This is a genomic window from Enterobacter cloacae complex sp. 370H10 (assembly GCF_050031535.1).
Taxonomy (GTDB): Bacteria; Pseudomonadota; Gammaproteobacteria; order Enterobacterales; family Enterobacteriaceae; genus Enterobacter; species Enterobacter intestinihominis.
Genome location: NZ_JBLGWG010000001.1, coordinates 4,258,020 through 4,276,144, shown reverse-complemented (window position 1 = coordinate 4,276,144; position 18,125 = coordinate 4,258,020). Strand labels below are relative to the sequence as shown.

Annotated in this window: 18 protein-coding genes; 13 read left to right on the top strand and 5 right to left on the bottom strand. The window is 45.1% G+C overall.

Annotated features, from left to right (window positions below; translation table 11 throughout):
- Positions 1 to 100 precede the first annotated feature (100 nt).
- From ACQG2Q_RS21090 to ACQG2Q_RS21065, 6 genes are all read left to right on the top strand, one after another.
- Positions 101 to 3,436 carry a hypothetical protein gene (locus ACQG2Q_RS21090; protein WP_000502666.1) on the top strand — a complete coding sequence of 1,112 codons (3,336 nt, stop codon included), beginning with the start codon at positions 101 to 103 and terminating at the stop codon, positions 3,434 to 3,436.
- A 564-nt stretch (positions 3,437 to 4,000) separates the two neighbouring features.
- Complete coding sequence (locus ACQG2Q_RS21085) at positions 4,001 to 4,516, top strand: hypothetical protein (RefSeq protein WP_000228894.1); 516 nt, start codon at positions 4,001 to 4,003, stop codon at positions 4,514 to 4,516.
- Positions 4,517 to 4,600: 84 nt separating this feature from the next.
- Entirely contained in the window at positions 4,601 to 5,092 is a 492-nt protein-coding gene (locus ACQG2Q_RS21080; protein WP_000636790.1) for a hypothetical protein, read from the top strand.
- Positions 5,093 to 5,588: 496 nt separating this feature from the next.
- Positions 5,589 to 6,503, top strand: a complete 915-nt coding sequence (locus tag ACQG2Q_RS21075) for an IS5 family transposase (protein ID WP_119505882.1) — start codon at positions 5,589 to 5,591, stop codon at positions 6,501 to 6,503.
- Positions 6,485 to 6,700, top strand: a complete 216-nt coding sequence (locus ACQG2Q_RS21070) for a hypothetical protein (RefSeq protein ID WP_122966916.1) — start codon at positions 6,485 to 6,487, stop codon at positions 6,698 to 6,700. The genes ACQG2Q_RS21075 and ACQG2Q_RS21070 overlap by 19 nt, the downstream gene beginning before the upstream one ends.
- Complete coding sequence (locus tag ACQG2Q_RS21065) at positions 6,597 to 6,986, top strand: hypothetical protein (protein ID WP_236689843.1); 390 nt, start codon at positions 6,597 to 6,599, stop codon at positions 6,984 to 6,986. Before ACQG2Q_RS21070 ends, ACQG2Q_RS21065 begins: the two co-directional genes overlap by 104 nt.
- A 50-nt stretch (positions 6,987 to 7,036) precedes the next feature.
- On the opposite strand, the gene ACQG2Q_RS21060 is transcribed toward ACQG2Q_RS21065, so the two are convergent.
- Positions 7,037 to 7,444, bottom strand: coding sequence for a hypothetical protein (locus ACQG2Q_RS21060; protein ID WP_001371904.1), 408 nt, complete (start codon positions 7,442 to 7,444; stop codon positions 7,037 to 7,039).
- Positions 7,445 to 8,263: 819 nt separating this feature from the next.
- Between ACQG2Q_RS21060 and ACQG2Q_RS21055 the strand changes: the two genes are divergently transcribed.
- The gene (locus tag ACQG2Q_RS21055) at positions 8,264 to 9,244 is read left to right on the top strand and encodes an IS5-like element ISKpn26 family transposase (protein WP_000019450.1); all 981 of its coding nucleotides are present in this window, start codon (positions 8,264 to 8,266) and stop codon (positions 9,242 to 9,244) included.
- Positions 9,245 to 9,344: 100 nt separating this feature from the next.
- Here ACQG2Q_RS21055 and ACQG2Q_RS21050 read toward each other — a convergent pair whose 3' ends face one another.
- The 3 genes from ACQG2Q_RS21050 to ACQG2Q_RS21040 are packed head-to-tail and all read right to left on the bottom strand — an operon-like array spanning position 9,345 to position 10,463.
- Positions 9,345 to 9,773, bottom strand: a complete 429-nt coding sequence (locus ACQG2Q_RS21050) for a trypsin-like serine protease (protein WP_410030406.1) — start codon at positions 9,771 to 9,773, stop codon at positions 9,345 to 9,347.
- A gap of 44 nt (positions 9,774 to 9,817) precedes the next feature.
- Positions 9,818 to 10,123: a hypothetical protein gene (locus ACQG2Q_RS21045; protein WP_001100610.1), complete on the bottom strand. Its 306-nt coding sequence runs from the start codon at positions 10,121 to 10,123 to the stop codon at positions 9,818 to 9,820.
- A gap of 22 nt (positions 10,124 to 10,145) precedes the next feature.
- Complete coding sequence (locus ACQG2Q_RS21040) at positions 10,146 to 10,463, bottom strand: hypothetical protein (RefSeq protein WP_000785965.1); 318 nt, start codon at positions 10,461 to 10,463, stop codon at positions 10,146 to 10,148.
- Positions 10,464 to 10,684: 221 nt separating this feature from the next.
- On the opposite strand from ACQG2Q_RS21040, the gene ACQG2Q_RS21035 reads away from it, so the two are divergent.
- The 6 genes from ACQG2Q_RS21035 to ACQG2Q_RS21010 all read left to right on the top strand — a co-directional run bounded on the left by ACQG2Q_RS21035 (position 10,685) and on the right by ACQG2Q_RS21010 (position 17,383).
- On the top strand, positions 10,685 to 12,031 hold the full coding sequence (locus tag ACQG2Q_RS21035) for an ISNCY-like element ISLad2 family transposase (protein ID WP_076611902.1): 1,347 nt from the start codon (positions 10,685 to 10,687) through the stop codon (positions 12,029 to 12,031).
- A 58-nt stretch (positions 12,032 to 12,089) separates the two neighbouring features.
- Positions 12,090 to 12,893: a hypothetical protein gene (locus ACQG2Q_RS21030; protein WP_000589340.1), complete on the top strand. Its 804-nt coding sequence runs from the start codon at positions 12,090 to 12,092 to the stop codon at positions 12,891 to 12,893.
- 13 nt (positions 12,894 to 12,906) lie between these two features.
- A complete protein-coding gene (locus ACQG2Q_RS21025; protein WP_000482601.1) occupies positions 12,907 to 14,268 on the top strand; it encodes an FRG domain-containing protein in 1,362 nt (453 codons plus the stop codon).
- Positions 14,269 to 14,420: 152 nt separating this feature from the next.
- Entirely contained in the window at positions 14,421 to 14,861 is a 441-nt protein-coding gene (locus tag ACQG2Q_RS21020) for a hypothetical protein (RefSeq protein ID WP_016239970.1), read from the top strand.
- A 17-nt stretch (positions 14,862 to 14,878) separates the two neighbouring features.
- Entirely contained in the window at positions 14,879 to 15,685 is an 807-nt protein-coding gene (locus ACQG2Q_RS21015; RefSeq protein ID WP_016239971.1) for a hypothetical protein, read from the top strand.
- Positions 15,686 to 15,979: 294 nt separating this feature from the next.
- On the top strand, positions 15,980 to 17,383 hold the full coding sequence (locus tag ACQG2Q_RS21010) for an ISNCY family transposase (RefSeq protein WP_000125668.1): 1,404 nt from the start codon (positions 15,980 to 15,982) through the stop codon (positions 17,381 to 17,383).
- A gap of 32 nt (positions 17,384 to 17,415) precedes the next feature.
- On the opposite strand, the gene arsH is transcribed toward ACQG2Q_RS21010, so the two are convergent.
- Positions 17,416 to 18,120, bottom strand: coding sequence for an arsenical resistance protein ArsH (arsH, locus tag ACQG2Q_RS21005; protein WP_000130816.1), 705 nt, complete (start codon positions 18,118 to 18,120; stop codon positions 17,416 to 17,418).
- Between the last annotated feature and the right edge of the window lie 5 nt (positions 18,121 to 18,125).

The window sequence follows — 18,125 nt, the reverse complement described above, 5'->3', positions numbered from 1 at the left end:
CATTTCTAGTGAATGCCGAAGTTGGTGTTTTTTGAGTTATTAGACGGTAAGTGCAATCTGGTATGATTCACCTAACATACGAATCTGGAAGGAAAGGTATATGGGTGACCTGGTCAGCAAAAATAACATTGACCGTTTAGAGCGATTTCATTCTTTGCTGGCGGGTCAGTACTGGACGTCCACTGACAGCATCCCTGAAGAGGGTATTGTGGCAGGGGATACGCTGCTCATTACGTCTTTGCGTTACGTTGAAGATAAGCTGCACACAGTGATTCTACGCGCCCATCCCCGCGTTTACGGTCAGACTGTAGCTATTGTCACTGAAGACAGCAGCGGCAACCGTAGGGAACGTGGCAAAGAAATGCGAGAGCATCGCTTCCTGGTTAAGGATTTTCTGTCCAGTTTTGTATTTGAACCCGACCATAAGGTAATCCGGGATGCTGAACTCAGACAAGCTCAGGAAGAAGTGAATAGCCTACAGGCATCGCTTACAGCCCTCGTGAGCGATGCTCAGGGGCTCCGTGACCTTGCGATTGAGCAATTAGGTACAGATGACCGTGAAAACCCTGTGACGGGCCTTAGCGTTGCGTTAGTGCCCCCACAAGAGCAGCAGGCGGTAACCTCACTGGCGATTGGATCAGTTCAAAATGCTCTGTCCTCTGGTATTTCAGATACCCGCATTGAACAAATCAGAGAAGCGGCCTTAAAAGAAGGGCAGATCAGCACAGCCATCAGCAAAATCATCACACAACGAACGCAGGCAATCGCTAATGCCAGCAAAAGAATGCTGCCCTATTTCGAGGAAGTTGCAGCGGCAAGTCTGGCCACTACAGAAGAAGCCATGGAATATGTGAAGAAAATCCACGATGGCGTTGGCAGTCTGGAACTGTATACCGGCAAAGACGTTGAGGTAGTGAATATCGTGAAGGGTGAATCCGCTCCATCACACCTCCCGCTCCAGGTCGTTCAGGCAAAGCTGATGGTGGATGAAGAGCTGGCCGTATGGTGCGATCTCGATAGCTGGTTCGACTTCTCTGATATGGAAAAATTTCATGAAACTTTACGAACCAGCCCCGGGCTGGTGGAGCAGATTTTTCCGTCCGAACGTTCCATCGTATGTATGGCCACAACACGACGTTATATCGATTACCGCGATCCCTGGGAAAATCATGTCCGCAATGACAGGAACCGGGTTGTATTCCTTCTGGTCCGGGACGGTCAAAATATTCATCAGGTTTACTCTTCGGTAGAAAGCCATCTTGGGGCTTCGCAGCTATTCCCTTCCGCCAGCGAACAGGAAGCACATTTCCAGGGGATTGATGGCAGCACCATAAAGTTTGAGGACGTCAGTTATACCGACCGACTGAAGCAGCATGATCTTATGGCACTTCACTACCGTCGTTTCCTGATCCTTATCTGCGGCCTCGATCACCGGCTCAAACTATTTGGTGATTTCTATGATACCAATACCCCTTACAGTTTTCTGAGCCTTGAGTTCCAGGAACGGTACTTCCAATTTCTGCACGACAAAGACGGTTCTGGCCTTTTGGGTATGGCTGAGACACGGCCGTCTCTGCAAAGTTATCTTGAACAGGCAAACTCATGCCTTCAGTCCGGATCCCGGGTAATGTGCAACTGGGATTCGTTGATGAACCCAGTGACAGCACCAGGAGCAGTTCAGGAAGACAACAGCTACTCTGGCTATAAATGGCTTGGGAGAACCCATAAAAACTATGAGCCGGTTATTGCATTCCGTCAGGGAGACGATATCTGTGTCAACGCAACAGTAAACAGATACTCAACGGATCGAGATTTCAATTGTAAGGTGAATTTGTCTTTATTTAAGGAGTCCAGCAGGAATGATGCTGAACTGGGTTTCCTGTGCATGGATACCATTAAAGCGGAGGAGCTCGAATGGTACATTCACAGACGTAAATTCAGGTCTAATCACCTGTTTTACATTCGCTTCTTCAAGATGGCTTTAAATTATATTCGTGCCGAGCGTGAGGCAGAAGAACCTTACCGGCAGATGCTGAGCCAGGCTCTGGCCGATGGAAATATTGGCCAGCCTAATCTGAGATCAGAGTTGATAGATCGATGCATTGTAGCCTGGCGAGCTGATAACAGGGGGGCGACGCTGGAAGCTGCCATGAGTACAGAGAAGGGCTCCAAAGAGCTCCTGAACCAGCTCTATATGCTCGCTGATGTGGGGCTCAAACATCTTCCCGGGGTTCGTAATTTTATTAGCAGCAAAGGCTATGAGCTGGTCAGGTTATCGGTAAATGCTTCAGGGAAACTTGTTGCATATGCCGCACCAGCAAATTTTGAATGCGACAACCGGATGGAAGGGCATGCCTGGGTTCATCGAATGGTACTTGCTACATCCCGAAATGTCTTAAACGTCACTCATCAACGTTTTGCGAAAATGAAACACTTCTTACCAGCTGAAAACACCCTGTTCGAAGATGAACAGCTGGTGGCCACATGGTCGGGCAAAAAGACTGCTTTCAAAAGCTTCGAAGAGAAGCAGCGTTATTTTGATACATGCTCCCGTGGCGCTCAGGCTCTTAAGCAGTTTTTAAAGCTGAACGATCCGGTGATTTACACCAATCTGCTTGGCCAGTGGATTGAGGCCTATGAAAGTATCAATGAAACCAGTGAGTACGTACAGCAAGTAAGCCTAATGGCTCCTGTTGCGGTCAAGAGCGAAAAAGGTAAAGCCAGCCTCATCTATATTGGCACTAAAGACCTGGCCGACTGGTTTTATCAGAAAGCGCCGACACCCGAGTTGCAGGCGCTGTTCCTTGAGGAATACCTGTCCAAATTTGAAAATAAAGAGGTCAATAAAGAAAAGCTACTTTCACGCAGAAATACCGCTCTGTCTCTCAGTTTTTACACCATGGACAACGGGGAAGTACCAGATGAAATCCTCGTCACCAAATCAGTTGATAATGCCAGACGGTGGTATTCAGGAATGTTCACAAGCATGCCAACGATGTTAAATGACCAGTGGTCCTGCCATGTTGCGCATTTTTCCCGTAACGGAAAACTCTATTTGACGCCTGATCTGGTCACTGATGAAGGGGAACCTGGTTTTGATGAAATACTCGGGTATCCGCGCCCGGAGGGGCTGGTACCGGTAACCGTGTGTGAGTTTGAAATTGACCACTTTAACCGACGTGGCATTGATGCGAATGGTGATAAGGTGAATATTACACAGTGGGTCGATATTTATCAGGGTGAGCGTGAGGTTACGGAACTGCTGGGGCCTATTTCTGAAGAAGGGGTGAACATCAAAACCTACAGGATGGACACTCTTGAGCAGGCGATGAAAAACATCTCCCGGGGCTCGACGCGCCTCAGACCGTCAACGGAGAATAGCGAGTGGCAACAGCCAGCAGAAGGTGTGAGCCGCTATGTACTTCGGTCATGGTAAAACGCGGGGGCAGGTGCCATCAAAACATCAAACAAAAAGCCATTACAGGCTCAAAGACCCCTTATCGCTCAAATTTGAAAGAGATAAGGCTTTATGATGGCAACGAGGATTATCACCCATCTCGCCGGAGTAACTGGCATAAAAATTGTTTAATCTTTATGCCAGCGCTTCGGCATTTGCTGGCAAGGAGACAGTGTTGAAAGACCATATCGTACCCCCACGAAAAACTAGCGCGAGTTTATCTTATCAACTCAAACGTATTGGGCGCATGCTCCTTCTTTTACTGAGCTTGGCTTTTATAGTTTACGGATTCGTACTGGCTTTCCATCCGCCGCTAACAACCTGGCTACTTCAACCCGGTGGACACTTTGCCCCAGATGACCGATTCATACTGGTTAGTGTTAAGGTTCAGTTTACAACCGGAATAATGGGGCTAATTGTTTGGCGCTTATGGTAAAAGTGGCAAGCAATGATGGGAGAAGGATAACGTTGCTCAGCTCAATCCGGTTTACTGATTGCTTAAATAGAAGGCAGTCATGCCTACATCAGAAAGGAGAAGCATAGATGGTAGAAGCACGTTATCAAGGCAAGCCTGTTAGCAGTCTTCCTGAAGAAGCTTTTGCTGAAGGGTTATCGCGATCCGGTTTAAGCCCCGTTCTGCTACTGGCATCCCCGACCACAGTACCCGTTACCACGGATGAGCGCTGGTGGCTCGCAAAGGAAAACGTGTCAGGACATTACGGCAGGATTTTTTATGCTGCGGTGCGGGAGTTGGTCATAAGGTCGGATATCATCTCAGTAGTGAGAAGTATTGCAGATGAGAATTTCACGTCCGAACATATGGGGTACTTCGAGCGACTTACCTCTGATGAAAAAGAAGTCGTGTTTAGTGATTACCTGCGCACTCTCGCTGAAGGCGGTCTTACCTGCACTGAGAAGAATCTCGTCAAACTGACGCAAGATTTATACCCGATTGATGCAACTCCTGACAACATTAGAAAGCTATCCACGGACAGGGATGCACTGAACGAACTACACATCGATGGTATGGTACTTTTTATTACCGGCCCTGCGCTTTGATTATGGAGATAATACATGCGGTGTTATCCCTGTTAAGGGTTAAGGTAACATTCTTCTAGAATTACAGAAAAATAGAGGTCTAACATGATAGTAAATAAAAACAGGTTTATGCATAAAAACGGGAAAAGGTTTAAGTCCATCGGAAGGTATTTAAGATTTTGGCAAGCAGTAGCGTCCTCTGGTTTACCCATGGACATGGTAATACGGGAAAAACCATATCAACTTATGGTCGCTTTGATTGCTTTATATACGGCCATCCCTGTTGTTACAATAGTAATTTTATCTGGTCAGCAATCGCATAAGTTGGAACTAATTGCTGTGCATTTCAGTACAATTATCACGATGGTGTTTGTTTTGCGTCGAAAGATGGGGAAACGTTGGCTGGATTTATTTGAAGAAAAATTAGCCATTTATAAACCTAATGATAAACTCGCGCTTAGCGAATTACACGAAAGCATACGTGAGAAAAATGGGCTAGACTTGCAGGATTTACAAGATTGGTACTGGAAAGAGAAGATGACATATGAGTATCACAAAGAACGTAAAACAACTATAAGCTATCAAAAATTCAAGTAGCGTTTTAAAATGACAGGGGAGGGCTATTGTGATTTATTAAGTCGGCAAGGTTATTAGGTAGGGGTGTTCAATATGATAAATTCTTCGAGTGAGGTTATTTCAAGAGTTGTTCTGGGCCTTTGAGATAGCTAATTATCATTACAGACTTTATCGAAAGGTATGAATTATGAACATTACCGACAAAGAACTTAGCTCAAATACAGTGAGACAGTATGGATGGAACTTAGGAGAGTTCAATCACTCAACGCCTTTTACATCTCATTTTATTTATATCACCGACTATCATAAAGATAATACATGGATGATTTCACTTTCGCAGGAGGATTTTAATACAACCAAAATTTTAACATCGTTAAGTCTAGGGAAGGTGCGAACAAGTTCCTGATATGAGATCATCATATTCATCCGGAGCGCATCCCAGAGGGACATCATGAGCCATTAACTCACCTTCGCCGATAGTGAATTCAGCACTAAGCGCCGTCAGACCCGAAAAGAGATTTTCCTCTCCCGCATGGAGCAGATTCTGCCATGGCAGAATATGACCGCTGTCATCGAGCCGTTTTATCCCAAGGCGGGCAATGGCCGACGGCCCTATCCGCTGGAGACCATGCTGCGTATTCACTGCATGCAGCATTGGTACAACCTGAGCGACGGTGCCATGGAAGATGCCCTGTACGAAATCGCCTCCATGCGCCTGTTTGCCCGATTATCCCTGGATAGCGCCCTGCCGGATCGCACCACCATCATGAATTTCCGCCACCTGCTCGAGCAGCATCAACTGGCCCGTCAATTGTTCAAGACCATCAATCGCTGGCTGGCCGAAGCAGGCGTCATGATGACCCAAGGCACTTTGGTGGATGCCACCATCATTGAGGCACCCAGCTCTACCAAGAACAAAGAGCAGCAACGCGATCCGGAGATGCATCAGACCAAGAAAGGCAATCAGTGGCACTTTGGCATGAAGGCCCACATTGGTGTCGATGCCAAGAGTGGCCTGACCCACAGCCTGGTCACCACCGCGGCCAACGAGCATGACCTCAATCAGCTGGGTAATCTGCTTCATGGAGAGGAGCAATTTGTCTCAGCCGATGCCGGCTACCAAGGAGCGCCACAGCGCGAGGAGCTGGCCGAGGTGGATGTGGACTGGCTGATCGCCGAGCGTCCCGGCAGGGTAAAAACCTTGAAGCAGCATCCGCGCAAGAACAAAACGGCCATCAACATCGAATACATGAAAGCCAGCATCCGTGCCAGGGTGGAGCACCCGTTTCGCATCATCAAGCGGCAGTTCGGCTTCGTGAAAGCCAGATACAAGGGGCTGCTGAAAAACGATAACCAACTGGCGATGTTATTCACCCTGGCCAACCTGTTTCGGGTGGACCAAATGATACGTCAGTGGGAGAGATCTCAGTAAAAACCGGAAATAACGCCAGAAATGGTGGAAAAAATAGCCTAAATAGGCTGATTCGATGTGTTTGCGGGAAAAAAATCGGCCCAGATCCGCGAAATTTTAATCAGCGAGTCAGCTTGGGAAGAAATGACCTGCTTATTCGCACCTTCCCTAGATGCCTGTGTATCCATGCTCGGAAAGATACTAAAAAAAATGTCTAACAAAAACGGTATCTCACAAACGGAAGAATCTGAATTCGCATTTCTTTTAACAAACTATATTAAACAGACTTTGACTTTTAGAGAATGGCAACGCAATGCTGACGGAAATCAACGACTGCACTTTCTTATTAATATCTACGGTGCAAAAGAAGACGGTGGCGAAGTGGTTTTAAGACCATTTATTGTAAATCCTGATGAATTAATGCTTACTCCAGCGGATGTCGTTGAATTTAATTCGCAGGTTATCAACGTTGATCGGCAGCGTCATCCTGAGTGGTTCCGTTAACTGGTCACAAGGGTTAAGAGCCTGAAAGGCTGCGATAGTGTATACGCAGCCTATTCTGTATAGCCGTCGCGTAATAATTGTTCTAAATGACTATCGACCGTTTCCTGATCACCAGGAATATATCGTGGCCATCCTGTTATATCGTTGACGCGTTTCACTATGTATGGATGAAACCCAAACTGCTCGGAAGTGATGTCAATATAATATTGCACTTCTTCGAAGTTCAATTCACACCAATAATGGCCAAAGCCACCACTCTCTGTAAATATACCGCCATCATCTGCACCGTTACCCCCACGAACAACAGCATCTAGACCTTTAGTTTTTGCTAAATAACATACAAGATAGCTTGCAAAAAGGCATGTGCCTTTCGTCTTCTTTGTGCCGCACTCCGTCAAAACTGAAAGTAGCTTTTCATGCGCCACTCGTGCAATGCCTGATACCAATTCCGGGGACATGTCTGCTCCAATGAAATTATTAGATCGACTTAAACAGGTAATATGTAATTAGGCATTACGATAAGTCGTGCCCTATTGGTTGGTACATCGTAAGAAAAGTAACTTTTCTAATCCCAGCCTGCACTCCGGGAATGCTTCTAACCTGAATAAATCACGGGGGCAGTGCTGGATACTTGTCAACTGTATTTGGATTCACAGGCTAACTATTTTTATACAGTTTAAGTGAATAAAACTTACTTAAAGCAGCGAACCACGCCGAAAGTGTAATGAGGAATACCGCCAATTCATCAGAACCATTTTTGATAGCACTGAGTAGAGCGATTAGTCCAAGGAACACCGAAAGAAAGACTAGTATTGCGGGTAAAAGTTTATACATGATAGACGTTCCTTTTAAAGGTTCAGATAGGTAGACCAACGCAGATAACGTCGGAATTGCCTGTTGTAAGATTACGCTCATTTAATTATTTTTATAACCTATGAATCCGCGTATAATTTCATTTGTAGTAATCTTCGTAATATATATCTGATAGACATTGATCTTTTTAATGTCTTGTTGACTCACAACACCATATAAGCAACTCTTAGATTGGTTTAACACAGCGCTTCCACTAACTCCATTTTGATAAAAAGCAGTCAAACCATCAGAACCAACTATTCCTTTATAATAGTAGGTTGAGTCGGGGGAAGCATACGTATTTGAAAGCGTATTATACATTCCCGATAGAACCCAAACAGACTCACCTGGAGCTAGGGAAGGTGCGAACAAGTTCCTGATATGAGATCATCATATTCATCCGGAGCGCATCCCAGAGGGACATCATGAGCCATCAACTCACCTTCGCCGATAGTGAATTCAGCACTAAGCGCCGTCAGACCCGAAAAGAGATTTTCCTCTCCCGCATGGAGCAGATTCTGCCATGGCAGAATATGACCGCTGTCATCGAGCCGTTTTATCCCAAGGCGGGCAATGGCCGACGGCCCTATCCGCTGGAGACCATGCTGCGTATTCACTGCATGCAGCATTGGTACAACCTGAGCGACGGTGCCATGGAAGATGCCCTGTACGAAATCGCCTCCATGCGCCTGTTTGCCCGATTATCCCTGGATAGCGCCCTGCCGGATCGCACCACCATCATGAATTTCCGCCACCTGCTCGAGCAGCATCAACTGGCCCGTCAATTGTTCAAGACCATCAATCGCTGGCTGGCCGAAGCAGGCGTCATGATGACCCAAGGCACTTTGGTGGATGCCACCATCATTGAGGCACCCAGCTCTACCAAGAACAAAGAGCAGCAACGCGATCCGGAGATGCATCAGACCAAGAAAGGCAATCAGTGGCACTTTGGCATGAAGGCCCACATTGGTGTCGATGCCAAGAGTGGCCTGACCCACAGCCTGGTCACCACCGCGGCCAACGAGCATGACCTCAATCAGCTGGGTAATCTGCTTCATGGAGAGGAGCAATTTGTCTCAGCCGATGCCGGCTACCAAGGAGCGCCACAGCGCGAGGAGCTGGCCGAGGTGGATGTGGACTGGCTGATCGCCGAGCGTCCCGGCAGGGTAAAAACCTTGAAGCAGCATCCGCGCAAGAACAAAACGGCCATCAACATCGAATACATGAAAGCCAGCATCCGTGCCAGGGTGGAGCACCCGTTTCGCATCATCAAGCGGCAGTTCGGCTTCGTGAAAGCCAGATACAAGGGGCTGCTGAAAAACGATAACCAACTGGCGATGTTATTCACCCTGGCCAACCTGTTTCGGGTGGACCAAATGATACGTCAGTGGGAGAGATCTCAGTAAAAACCGGAAATAACGCCAGAAATGGTGGAAAAAATAGCCTAAATAGGCTGATTCGATGTGTTTGCGGGAAAAAAATCGGCCCAGATCCGCGAAATTTTAATCAGCGAGTCAGCTTGGGAAGAAATGACCTGCTTATTCGCACCTTCCCTAGAACATTATCACATACTGGAAGCTTCCAATTAGGTGGGGCTTTGACAATAGTATTTTTTTCTACTTTTAAAAGAGCGAGGTCCCGGTTCTTAGGATCATCAATATTGATAACTGTTGCTGGTTGGCTCCCATTCCTTGTTATTATACTTAGACTATAATCCTTGCTTGCATCAAGCCATAAATGTGAAGCTGTAAGAATATGTTGTTCATCGATCCAAGTACCTGAGCCGGAGATTGTCTTATTTCCAGACTTGATTTGAATTTTTACAGCTGAGTCCGAAAGCTCAAAATCATTGTGGTGCATACTTTGTTTATGAGGATTATCGGTGGAACAAGCAGAAATCAGTAAGGCTGAAAGAGCTAAAACCTTTCTATACATAGTCAGTTTCCTTCGAATAAGGCGAGTTTGGTTTCTAGAATATTTTATCCAGCGAGGAATTCTTCTAACGTGCTATCTTGGTACTGGGGATATATCTGCTTCATCATGCCAAAAGCAGCAACCGCTACGCTTTCTAAGTCGGAATAGAATTTAGGCTCCGTATTAAGATCATCACCATTCTTCAGAACGCCCTCGAAGCAGCTATAATCATTTCCGAACTCTTGAACAATAATCCAGCGCCCATCACGGAAACCTACGAGCATAACCGCTGAATTAGGATAGTCGCCAGCAGGCGTTAGCCAATCAAAGTGATAGTGCTTTATCGTATCATATTTCAGATGTACATTCATTATTCCTCCGTTGGCGATTACATTATTTGAGTTTTTTCATGGACTCTAAAGAAGCGAGGTAGGAATTATAGCGATCACCAAATTTTTCTTTCGCACGCTTAACGCGCATTTTCTCCGCGAGCTCAGTCTTGTTTTCTGCCTGGTAGGTCCTATTATTTTGCGTCTTTACTTCGGCCCCTGGGCCTGCTGCGTACGTTTTGTTTTTCTCGCTAATACACGCTCGGCATTTACTCTTGAGGCCAAACTTGCCCTTGAGCTCTTTTCCAAACTGTTCAAAGGGTTTAACTTGCTGACATGATTTGCATTTTTTAAAGCCCGGGGGGAGGTAGGTGTCAGCCATGAGCTGCTCCAGTAGGTATTGATTATAGGTGATTTTAACTTAAAGACGACGTCACTTTCAAATAAATCGACTACTTAACGCTGATCTTACATAATCCTGATTATGCGCACTTAAGTTGTTAGAACCATTTAGTAATGTCACTTTTTATCCAGATAGAAACGTCACCTTAGAGTAAGCTAAACTGAATGCAATTCTAAGGGGCTCAACGCATGTTGGTGACCATGTCAGATAAAGAGATCCACCGCCTACCGGTGATACAGGCAGTTTGTGAAAAGCGTCTACGCCGTCGTGATGCAGCATCACAGCTTGGCATTTCAGAACGTCAGGCGCAACGACTTATCAATCGTTACCGAGTTTCTGGTGCTGAAGGACTTGTCAGCCGCAAACGCGGCCAGCCCAGCAACCGCCGGTTGACCGAATCTCTCAAACTACGAGTACTCACGCTGATACGTGAAAACTACAGTGACTTTGGGCCCACACTGGCCGCAGAAAAACTCAGAGAGCGCCATAATATCCGGCTTTCAATCGAGACCGTCCGCAACTGGATGACGTCTGACGGACTCTGGGTCCCGCATGCTCGCCGTAAGTCACGGGTTTATCAACCCCGACATCGGCGTGATTGTCTGGGTGAACTTATCCAGATCGACGGCTCCCACCATGACTGGTTTGAAGGCCGTGCGCCAAAATGCTGCCTGCTGGTCTTTATCGATGATGCCACCGGGCGTCTGATGCATTTGCGGTTCAGCGAGTCAGAAACAGCCTTTGACTACATGCTGGCAACCCGGGAATACATCGAGCAGCATGGGAAGCCGGTATCGCTGTACAGTGACAAACACGCAATATTTCGCGTCAGTGGTCCGGAGAAACGCAATACCACCGTTACCCAGTTCGGACGTGTGCTTTATGACCTGGCAATCGAGCTTATTTGTGCCAACAGCTCTGAAGCTAAAGGCCGCGTGGAACGTGCGAATCAGACACTTCAGGATCGGCTGATCAAAGAAATGCGTCTGGAAGGTATAACCGGCATTGAGGCCGCAAATGCCTGGCTTGCCACTTTCATCGCTGACTTTAACAGCCGGTTTTCACGACCGGCTAAGTTCCCCAAAGATTTGCATCGTCCGGTGCAGGAAAGCCCCGATGAATTAAGAGACATCTTTGCCTGGCATGATGTTCGTACCGTGTCGAAATCACTGACCTTCCAGTACGATAAGATCCTTTATCTCATGGACACCACAGAAGAAAATAGCCGTCTTGCCGGTGAAAAAATTAAAGTACTGGATTATCCCGATGGCACCCTCGCCTTCCTCTATGGGCACCGGAGCCTTAAGTGCCAGGCATTTGATAAGCTGGCCTGTGTCGACCAGGGGCAGATTGTTGATAACAAACGTCTCGGGACTGTACTCCGACTGGCTCAGGTAAAACAGGATGAGCGGGAAAGCGAAGGCAAACGGGAACGAAGCAAAAAATCGCCCAGCCGTAAGGCTCAGGTGCGCATCCAGGAACAGCTCCGGGCTATCAATCCCGTTCTGGCAGACCCGAGCTTGTTTGTGGCAAGTTCAAAGCGATAGAATCGACCATCAGTGCTGCAAAGTACCGGAACAGTGAGTCCCCAAAAGGATACTTGAGATGATTAAATTCCCGACTACAAAGCGCGTTGATTTGTATAAAACTGCTGTCAGCTCTGAGCAATTACATCTAGATCTGGTTGCGGCTCAGGAGTTCATGTTCGATGCCTGGGAAAATGATGACCTGGAAGTTGTGCTGAAACTCATCAGAAAAGCTATCAAGAAATCCCCGCTCTGTGCTGACGCATACTCATTCTACTGCGAGATATCTCAAGAACCTCCTGAGTCAAAAATCGGGAAGCTGGAGACTGCTTTGTACGCAGCCAGCATTGCACTTGGCGAGGATTTTCAGGAGTTCGCAGGACGTTTCTGGGGATTTGTCGAAACACGTCCATATATGAGAGCAAAAGCAGCTTTGGCTGAGGCCTTATGGGAGTCTGGTAATTTTTATCCGGCTATGGCTCATAGCCGCGAAATGCTGAAGCTCAACCCGAACGATAACCAGGGGATTCGTCATTTATTAGCGAACTATTACCTTGAGCTTGAAATGGTGGATGATCTGGCCTTGCTACTGGACGATTATCCTGGGGATATGCGTTCGTTTTTTCAGTATACACGCGCCCTACTCGCCTACCGACAGTCATCCCCGGATGCCGATGATATCGCTAAAGCTGCGATTGATTCTAATAGACACATCCCCGGCTTGTTATCGAAGTGCAGATTACAGATCAAGTCTAACAGTGGATATATCACGTTAGGTGGAATGGATGAAGCCATTTATTATGTGAATCATAATATAAAGCCTTGGATTCGCACCTCTGGCGCAATTGATTGGATTGTAAATAATTCATTAAGTAAAATATAAGGATTTAGTTTTAATGTTTAATCTAATTATGGGCGGAGAACCTGACTATTTTGAACATTGGCCCATGTATGAACGGGTTAGTGGGAGTTGTGATTTTCCTATATCACGTATGTTAGAAGGCACCTCTGATGACATCCGGTTGAAGTTAACGCCTTTGAATGATAAAGCATTATCTTATATTGAGAAATTACCTACGCTTTTTATGTCAGAACTTTATTCCCGAGACAATGTTGAATACATTACTTTGCGACTTGGTGTAATTTCAAATCTACGAACAGTTAACAAAAATGTTGAGTTTGATTTCAGAATCACTCACTCACAAGATGATGTCGTAGTGATAAACAAAGAGTTATATCAAACAGCTTTAGAATTAGGTGCATATGGGCTGAAACGGACTCACTGGGGAATAAAAGCACGTGATTTAAATCAAACATTAGCACTTCTAAATATAACGACAAGAAGTACACCACTTCCTCCTACTGAAGCACTTCCTGATGAAGTTGATAACTACCCAATAATAGATAATGTTCAAAGTTTCATGGCGCGTGTTTTAGAACAAGATCATGAAGAAGATGCAGAAATATTTTATCGTGGACATTCTGATGTATCTTACGAGTTGGCTCCATCAGTTTTCAGGAAAAACAAAAAAGGTAACTTCAAGCATTTGCACAGTGAATCAAATTTAGTCCGTGAAGCCCTAACAGCAAGGCCAACTGAGTTTGTTGATGATAAAACAATGCTAGACAAGTTAGTAAGGATGCAACACTACGGACTACCAACTCGTTTGTTGGATATAACATCAAATCCACTAATCGCTCTGTATTTCGCTTGTTGCGACATTAGTAATAATGAAAATACAAATGAGGTTGATGGACATGTTATTATTTTCAAAACAAAAAGGGATCGTATAAAATTCTTTGACTCTGATACAGTAAGTTGCATATCAAATATATCAATGCTAAGTCAAACACTGAAAGATCAGCTGGATTGTAAAATGGACAAGGAGGCTTTCAATAAAACTGAAGCTTGTCAAAAACTCATACATTACATTAAAGATGAAAAACCTTATTTTAAAGATGTAATTATACCATCAGATTTGGAAAGGTTAATTTTCGTTAAAGGAAGAAATAATAATGAAAGGATGTCATCACAGTCAGGTGCATTCTTATTATTTGGGAATAATGCTGTTTATCCCGATTTAGTTTCAAACCCTGATGATGCTATGCAAGAGTTTAAAGTAGAAAAAATAGTGATCAGAAACAAAGCTAGAATACTTAAGGAACTCGCAAGGTTAAACATTACAGATGCGACAGTTTATCAAGGCATGGAAAGGACAATGAAACTAATTGCGGCCAAATTTTCCGCAGGAGATTGATCTTCATGTGGTTTTTTGACACACTAGCCTGTCGCTACTGGCATTGGTCCCTTGTATGCTAAGCATATGAACTCTGGTGTGTGTTGGACAGGAGCAATTAACCAGTCGTATAGTAAAATTTGAATGTAAAAATATAAAACAAGGAGTTGAGAATGAACCCCATTACTTTGAGTGAAATGAGTGATGAAGATGAAGAGGTAAAAATCATTTCTTCATATGAACCTCAAGATGATGAGATTGCGATCGTTTTTGATAGTTCAAAAATTACTGGAGGTAATGCACTGGATTTTTTCCAGTTCACCAAGCAATCACATTCTAATGTTAAAGTGTACGGAGATTCTAATGGTGTTTCGTACCTGCAATTAAACAGTATAACGTTAGCGTTAGGCACTTTCTTTGCCACATCAGTAATGATACCTTTTTTAGTAAATCTTGTTTCAAATTATATTCAGAAAAAAATTGATAACTTTGGAACTAGAGATATAGACGTTAAAGTCTCTATAATTAAAAAAAATAAATCAGGAAAACATGTGAAATACACTGTTTCTGGAAAAGTAGACGATGTTTTAAAAGTAATTAACAAAATCAAATAAAAATCTATATAGATATTATGAATATTCACGAAAAGTTAAAGCGTTGGATGTGTATTACTCAAGAAGATAGTGCTATTCTTGATTATCTTAATGCTGAGTTAAAAAAAGCTCAATCCTTGAGCTTGAATAATGAATCAAACAGATTGTTTTTATACAAAACAATTTTACTAGCCCATTTAAAATATATTCAAGTCATTAATTTACTTACAAGAGGTGATTTTTATGAAGCATGGGTAGAACTTGAAAGGATAGAAATAGATTTAATACATATTAAAGAAAATAATGAGTTTCTGCCTGAGGTTAATTTCTATGGTGTTAACTTCTTAGCGAGAATGGTATGTAATTGGCAGGCGTTATTCCCATATAAAATCTTCGGTAGTTCTCGTGAAATAATAAAAGAAGTGAAATGTTCAGTATGTAATACAACCCGTAGTTTTATTAATGATTGTGGTCATGTTAAAAATAAACTTTATAATGGAGTTCTTTGCTTTGATGAAGTGATCGATTTTGAATTAATTACTTATGACATAGTTAGTAATCCCGTTAACAAATGTAGTGTTTTTTTCTCCAATGATGGTGATCATTATAACTATTCAACTTTAATTAGTGTTGTCAAATACATACAATCCCCACATCAAATTTTCAATATTACGACCTGGAGATTTAAGGCGAAAGAACATGATGGAGTATTATCGCCAGAAAATATTTGTCCATGTGGAGATTCTTTAAAAAAATATGCAGATTGTTGTTTGCCACGTAATGGTATTTATAAAAAACATATAGATATTTGGTTTCCCTTCCCGTTGAATGTAGAACCTATTTAGAACCAGATATTCAATAACTAAAGATCCCGTTGACACAGATATTTCCATATTAAGATGTTTTCGTTATATTTTTATTCCAGTCTTTCATATTTAACTTTTGCTTTATTAATTGGTTGAGTGGGATAACGCAGCAGTCACATTAATATGATTACATAGGCTGAAAGTGCCCTTTCTATCTTGCACAAAGAGGTGACATTTTAAACTTGCTTTGACATAAGTTGTAGTAGCAAAGTTGTAATGTCCGATAATGGCTAAGTTAAGATGTCCGGCGTGTATAATCAAGTAAGGATTACCATGACGGCTCTCGCAGCGGAGTTTTTCACATTGGATGAAGTTAACCGACTCAAAATCATTCAGGATGTCATCGACCGGCGTCTGACAACACAAATGGCAGCTCAGCGGCTTGGTATCTCCGACCGTCAGTGCCGTCGTCTGCTTGCGCGTTATCGTGAAGATGGTCCGATTGGCATGACCAGCCGCCGTCGTGGTAAATCCAGTAACAACCAGTTGCCTCAGGGACTGGCCGCATACGCGCTGAACATTATTCGCGAACGCTATAACGATTTCGGTCCGACGCTGGCCTGTGAAAAACTGTCTGAGGTGCACGGTGTTCATCTTTCCAAAGAAACCGTCCGTAAGCTGATGACTCAGGCCAGTCTGTGGGTCCCACGTAAGCAACGTGCGCCAAAAATTCAGCAACCTCGTTACCGCCGTGCCTGTGCCGGTGAACTCATACAAATCGACGGCTGCGACCACCACTGGTTTGAAAATCGGGGACCTAAGTGTACGGCACTGGTTTACGTTGATGACGCAACCAGTCGTTTAATGCAGCTTCTTTTCGTGAAATCTGAGTCTACTTTCACCTATTTTGAAGCGACCCGGGGCTATATTGAAAAACATGGCAAACCGCTTGCGCTGTACAGCGACAAAGCCAGCGTATTCAGGATCAACAATAAAAATGCAACCGGCGGCGACGGCGATACCCAGTTTGGCCGTGCGATGCATGAACTGAACATTCAGACCATTTGTGCAGAAACCAGTGCTGCCAAAGGCCGCGTTGAACGGGCGCACCTGACGCTTCAGGACCGACTGGTCAAGGAGCTCAGGCTCCAGGGCATCAGTTCCATGGAAGCTGCGAACGCATTTGCCGAAGAGTTCATGAACGATTACAACCGTCGTTTCGCAAAAGCGCCTCGCCAGGCGTTTGATGTTCATCGGGAACTGGATGTCGATGACGATCTTGATATGGTATTTAACTGGCGTGAAGCTCGTAAAGTGTCGAAATCACTCACAGTGCAATACGACAAAGTCCTTTATCTGATTGAAGACAGCGAATTCAGTCGTCGGGCGATTGGTAAATACATCGATGTCTGGCATTACCCGGATGGACATAAAGAGCTCCGGCTTAATGGCGTATCACTTCCCTACTCCACCTATGACAAGCTTTCTGAAATCGATCAGGGGGCCATTGTGGATAACAAACGTCTGGGGCGGGCCCTGGAAATGGCGCAGCTGGTCCAGGCCGAGCGGGATAATAACCGGTCGCAATCCGTACCATCCGGAGACGGCCCTTCTCGCAGGCGTAAAGCTCCCACGACGAAGAAATCCCAGCGTTCCCTGGATCAGGACGATATGTTCAATGCCCTGGTGAAACTTCAGTCACGCTCTGAAGAGATATTTGGGAAGAAACCGATTTAAAGCCCGGTAATCCATCCGGGCATGCCTGGCTGTCAGATTTTGGCCTGATTGACCCGTGCCGCGAGCTCCTGATGACTCTCTTTCCTTTCGCTGTAGCGGTCGGACAGGTAGGCTGTGTGCCCTTTCAGGAGTAACGTCATTTTGAACAACTCTTCGGTAACGTCGACAATCCTGTCATACCAGGGTGAGGGTTTCATGCGCCCTTCATCATCAAATTCCTGCCATGCCTTTGGCACTGACGACTGATTGGGGATGGTGAACATCCGCATCCAGCGGCCAAGTATCCGCATCTGATTGACCGTGTTAAACGACTGTGAACCACCACAAACCTGCATGACGGCCAGCGTTTTACCCTGGGAAGGACGAACAGCACCTTCACTCAGGGGTATCCAGTCAATCTGGGCCTTCATCACCGAGCTCATGGCGCCATGTCTTTCCGGAGAACTCCAGACCATTCCGTCACACCACCTGACCAGCTCGCGGAGTTCAAGCACTTTGGGGTGACTTTCGGGCGCATCATCGGGTAACGGCAGACCGGATGGGTTAAATATTTTCACCTCAGCCCCCATCTTTGCCAGCAACCGCCCGGCCTCTTCCGCTGCAAAACGACTGTAGGACCGCTCTCGTACTGAACCGTACAGGATGAGAATTCGCGGCATGGTTTCGTTGTTGCCCGTAAGTTTGCTGGCAAGCGCATCATCAAAATAAGCCGGTTCGATTGCTGGTAAGTCGGTCATAAAAA

Bases quoted from the DNA above. Each gene is read 5' to 3' on its own strand.
- ACQG2Q_RS21090 (WP_000502666.1), top strand. From the start codon at position 101: ATGGGTGACCTGGTCAGCAAAAATAACATTGACCGTTTAGAGCGATTT.
- ACQG2Q_RS21085 (WP_000228894.1), top strand. From the start codon at position 4,001: ATGGTAGAAGCACGTTATCAAGGCAAGCCTGTTAGCAGTCTTCCTGAA.
- ACQG2Q_RS21080 (WP_000636790.1), top strand. From the start codon at position 4,601: ATGATAGTAAATAAAAACAGGTTTATGCATAAAAACGGGAAAAGGTTT.
- ACQG2Q_RS21060 (WP_001371904.1), bottom strand. From the start codon at position 7,444: ATGTCCCCGGAATTGGTATCAGGCATTGCACGAGTGGCGCATGAAAAG.
- ACQG2Q_RS21055 (WP_000019450.1), top strand. From the start codon at position 8,264: ATGAGCCATCAACTCACCTTCGCCGATAGTGAATTCAGCACTAAGCGC.
- ACQG2Q_RS21050 (WP_410030406.1), bottom strand. From the start codon at position 9,773: ATGTATAGAAAGGTTTTAGCTCTTTCAGCCTTACTGATTTCTGCTTGT.
- ACQG2Q_RS21045 (WP_001100610.1), bottom strand. From the start codon at position 10,123: ATGAATGTACATCTGAAATATGATACGATAAAGCACTATCACTTTGAT.
- ACQG2Q_RS21040 (WP_000785965.1), bottom strand. From the start codon at position 10,463: ATGGCTGACACCTACCTCCCCCCGGGCTTTAAAAAATGCAAATCATGT.
- ACQG2Q_RS21035 (WP_076611902.1), top strand. From the start codon at position 10,685: ATGTCAGATAAAGAGATCCACCGCCTACCGGTGATACAGGCAGTTTGT.
- ACQG2Q_RS21030 (WP_000589340.1), top strand. From the start codon at position 12,090: ATGATTAAATTCCCGACTACAAAGCGCGTTGATTTGTATAAAACTGCT.
- ACQG2Q_RS21025 (WP_000482601.1), top strand. From the start codon at position 12,907: ATGTTTAATCTAATTATGGGCGGAGAACCTGACTATTTTGAACATTGG.
- ACQG2Q_RS21020 (WP_016239970.1), top strand. From the start codon at position 14,421: ATGAACCCCATTACTTTGAGTGAAATGAGTGATGAAGATGAAGAGGTA.
- ACQG2Q_RS21015 (WP_016239971.1), top strand. From the start codon at position 14,879: ATGAATATTCACGAAAAGTTAAAGCGTTGGATGTGTATTACTCAAGAA.
- ACQG2Q_RS21010 (WP_000125668.1), top strand. From the start codon at position 15,980: ATGACGGCTCTCGCAGCGGAGTTTTTCACATTGGATGAAGTTAACCGA.
- arsH (WP_000130816.1), bottom strand. From the start codon at position 18,120: ATGACCGACTTACCAGCAATCGAACCGGCTTATTTTGATGATGCGCTT.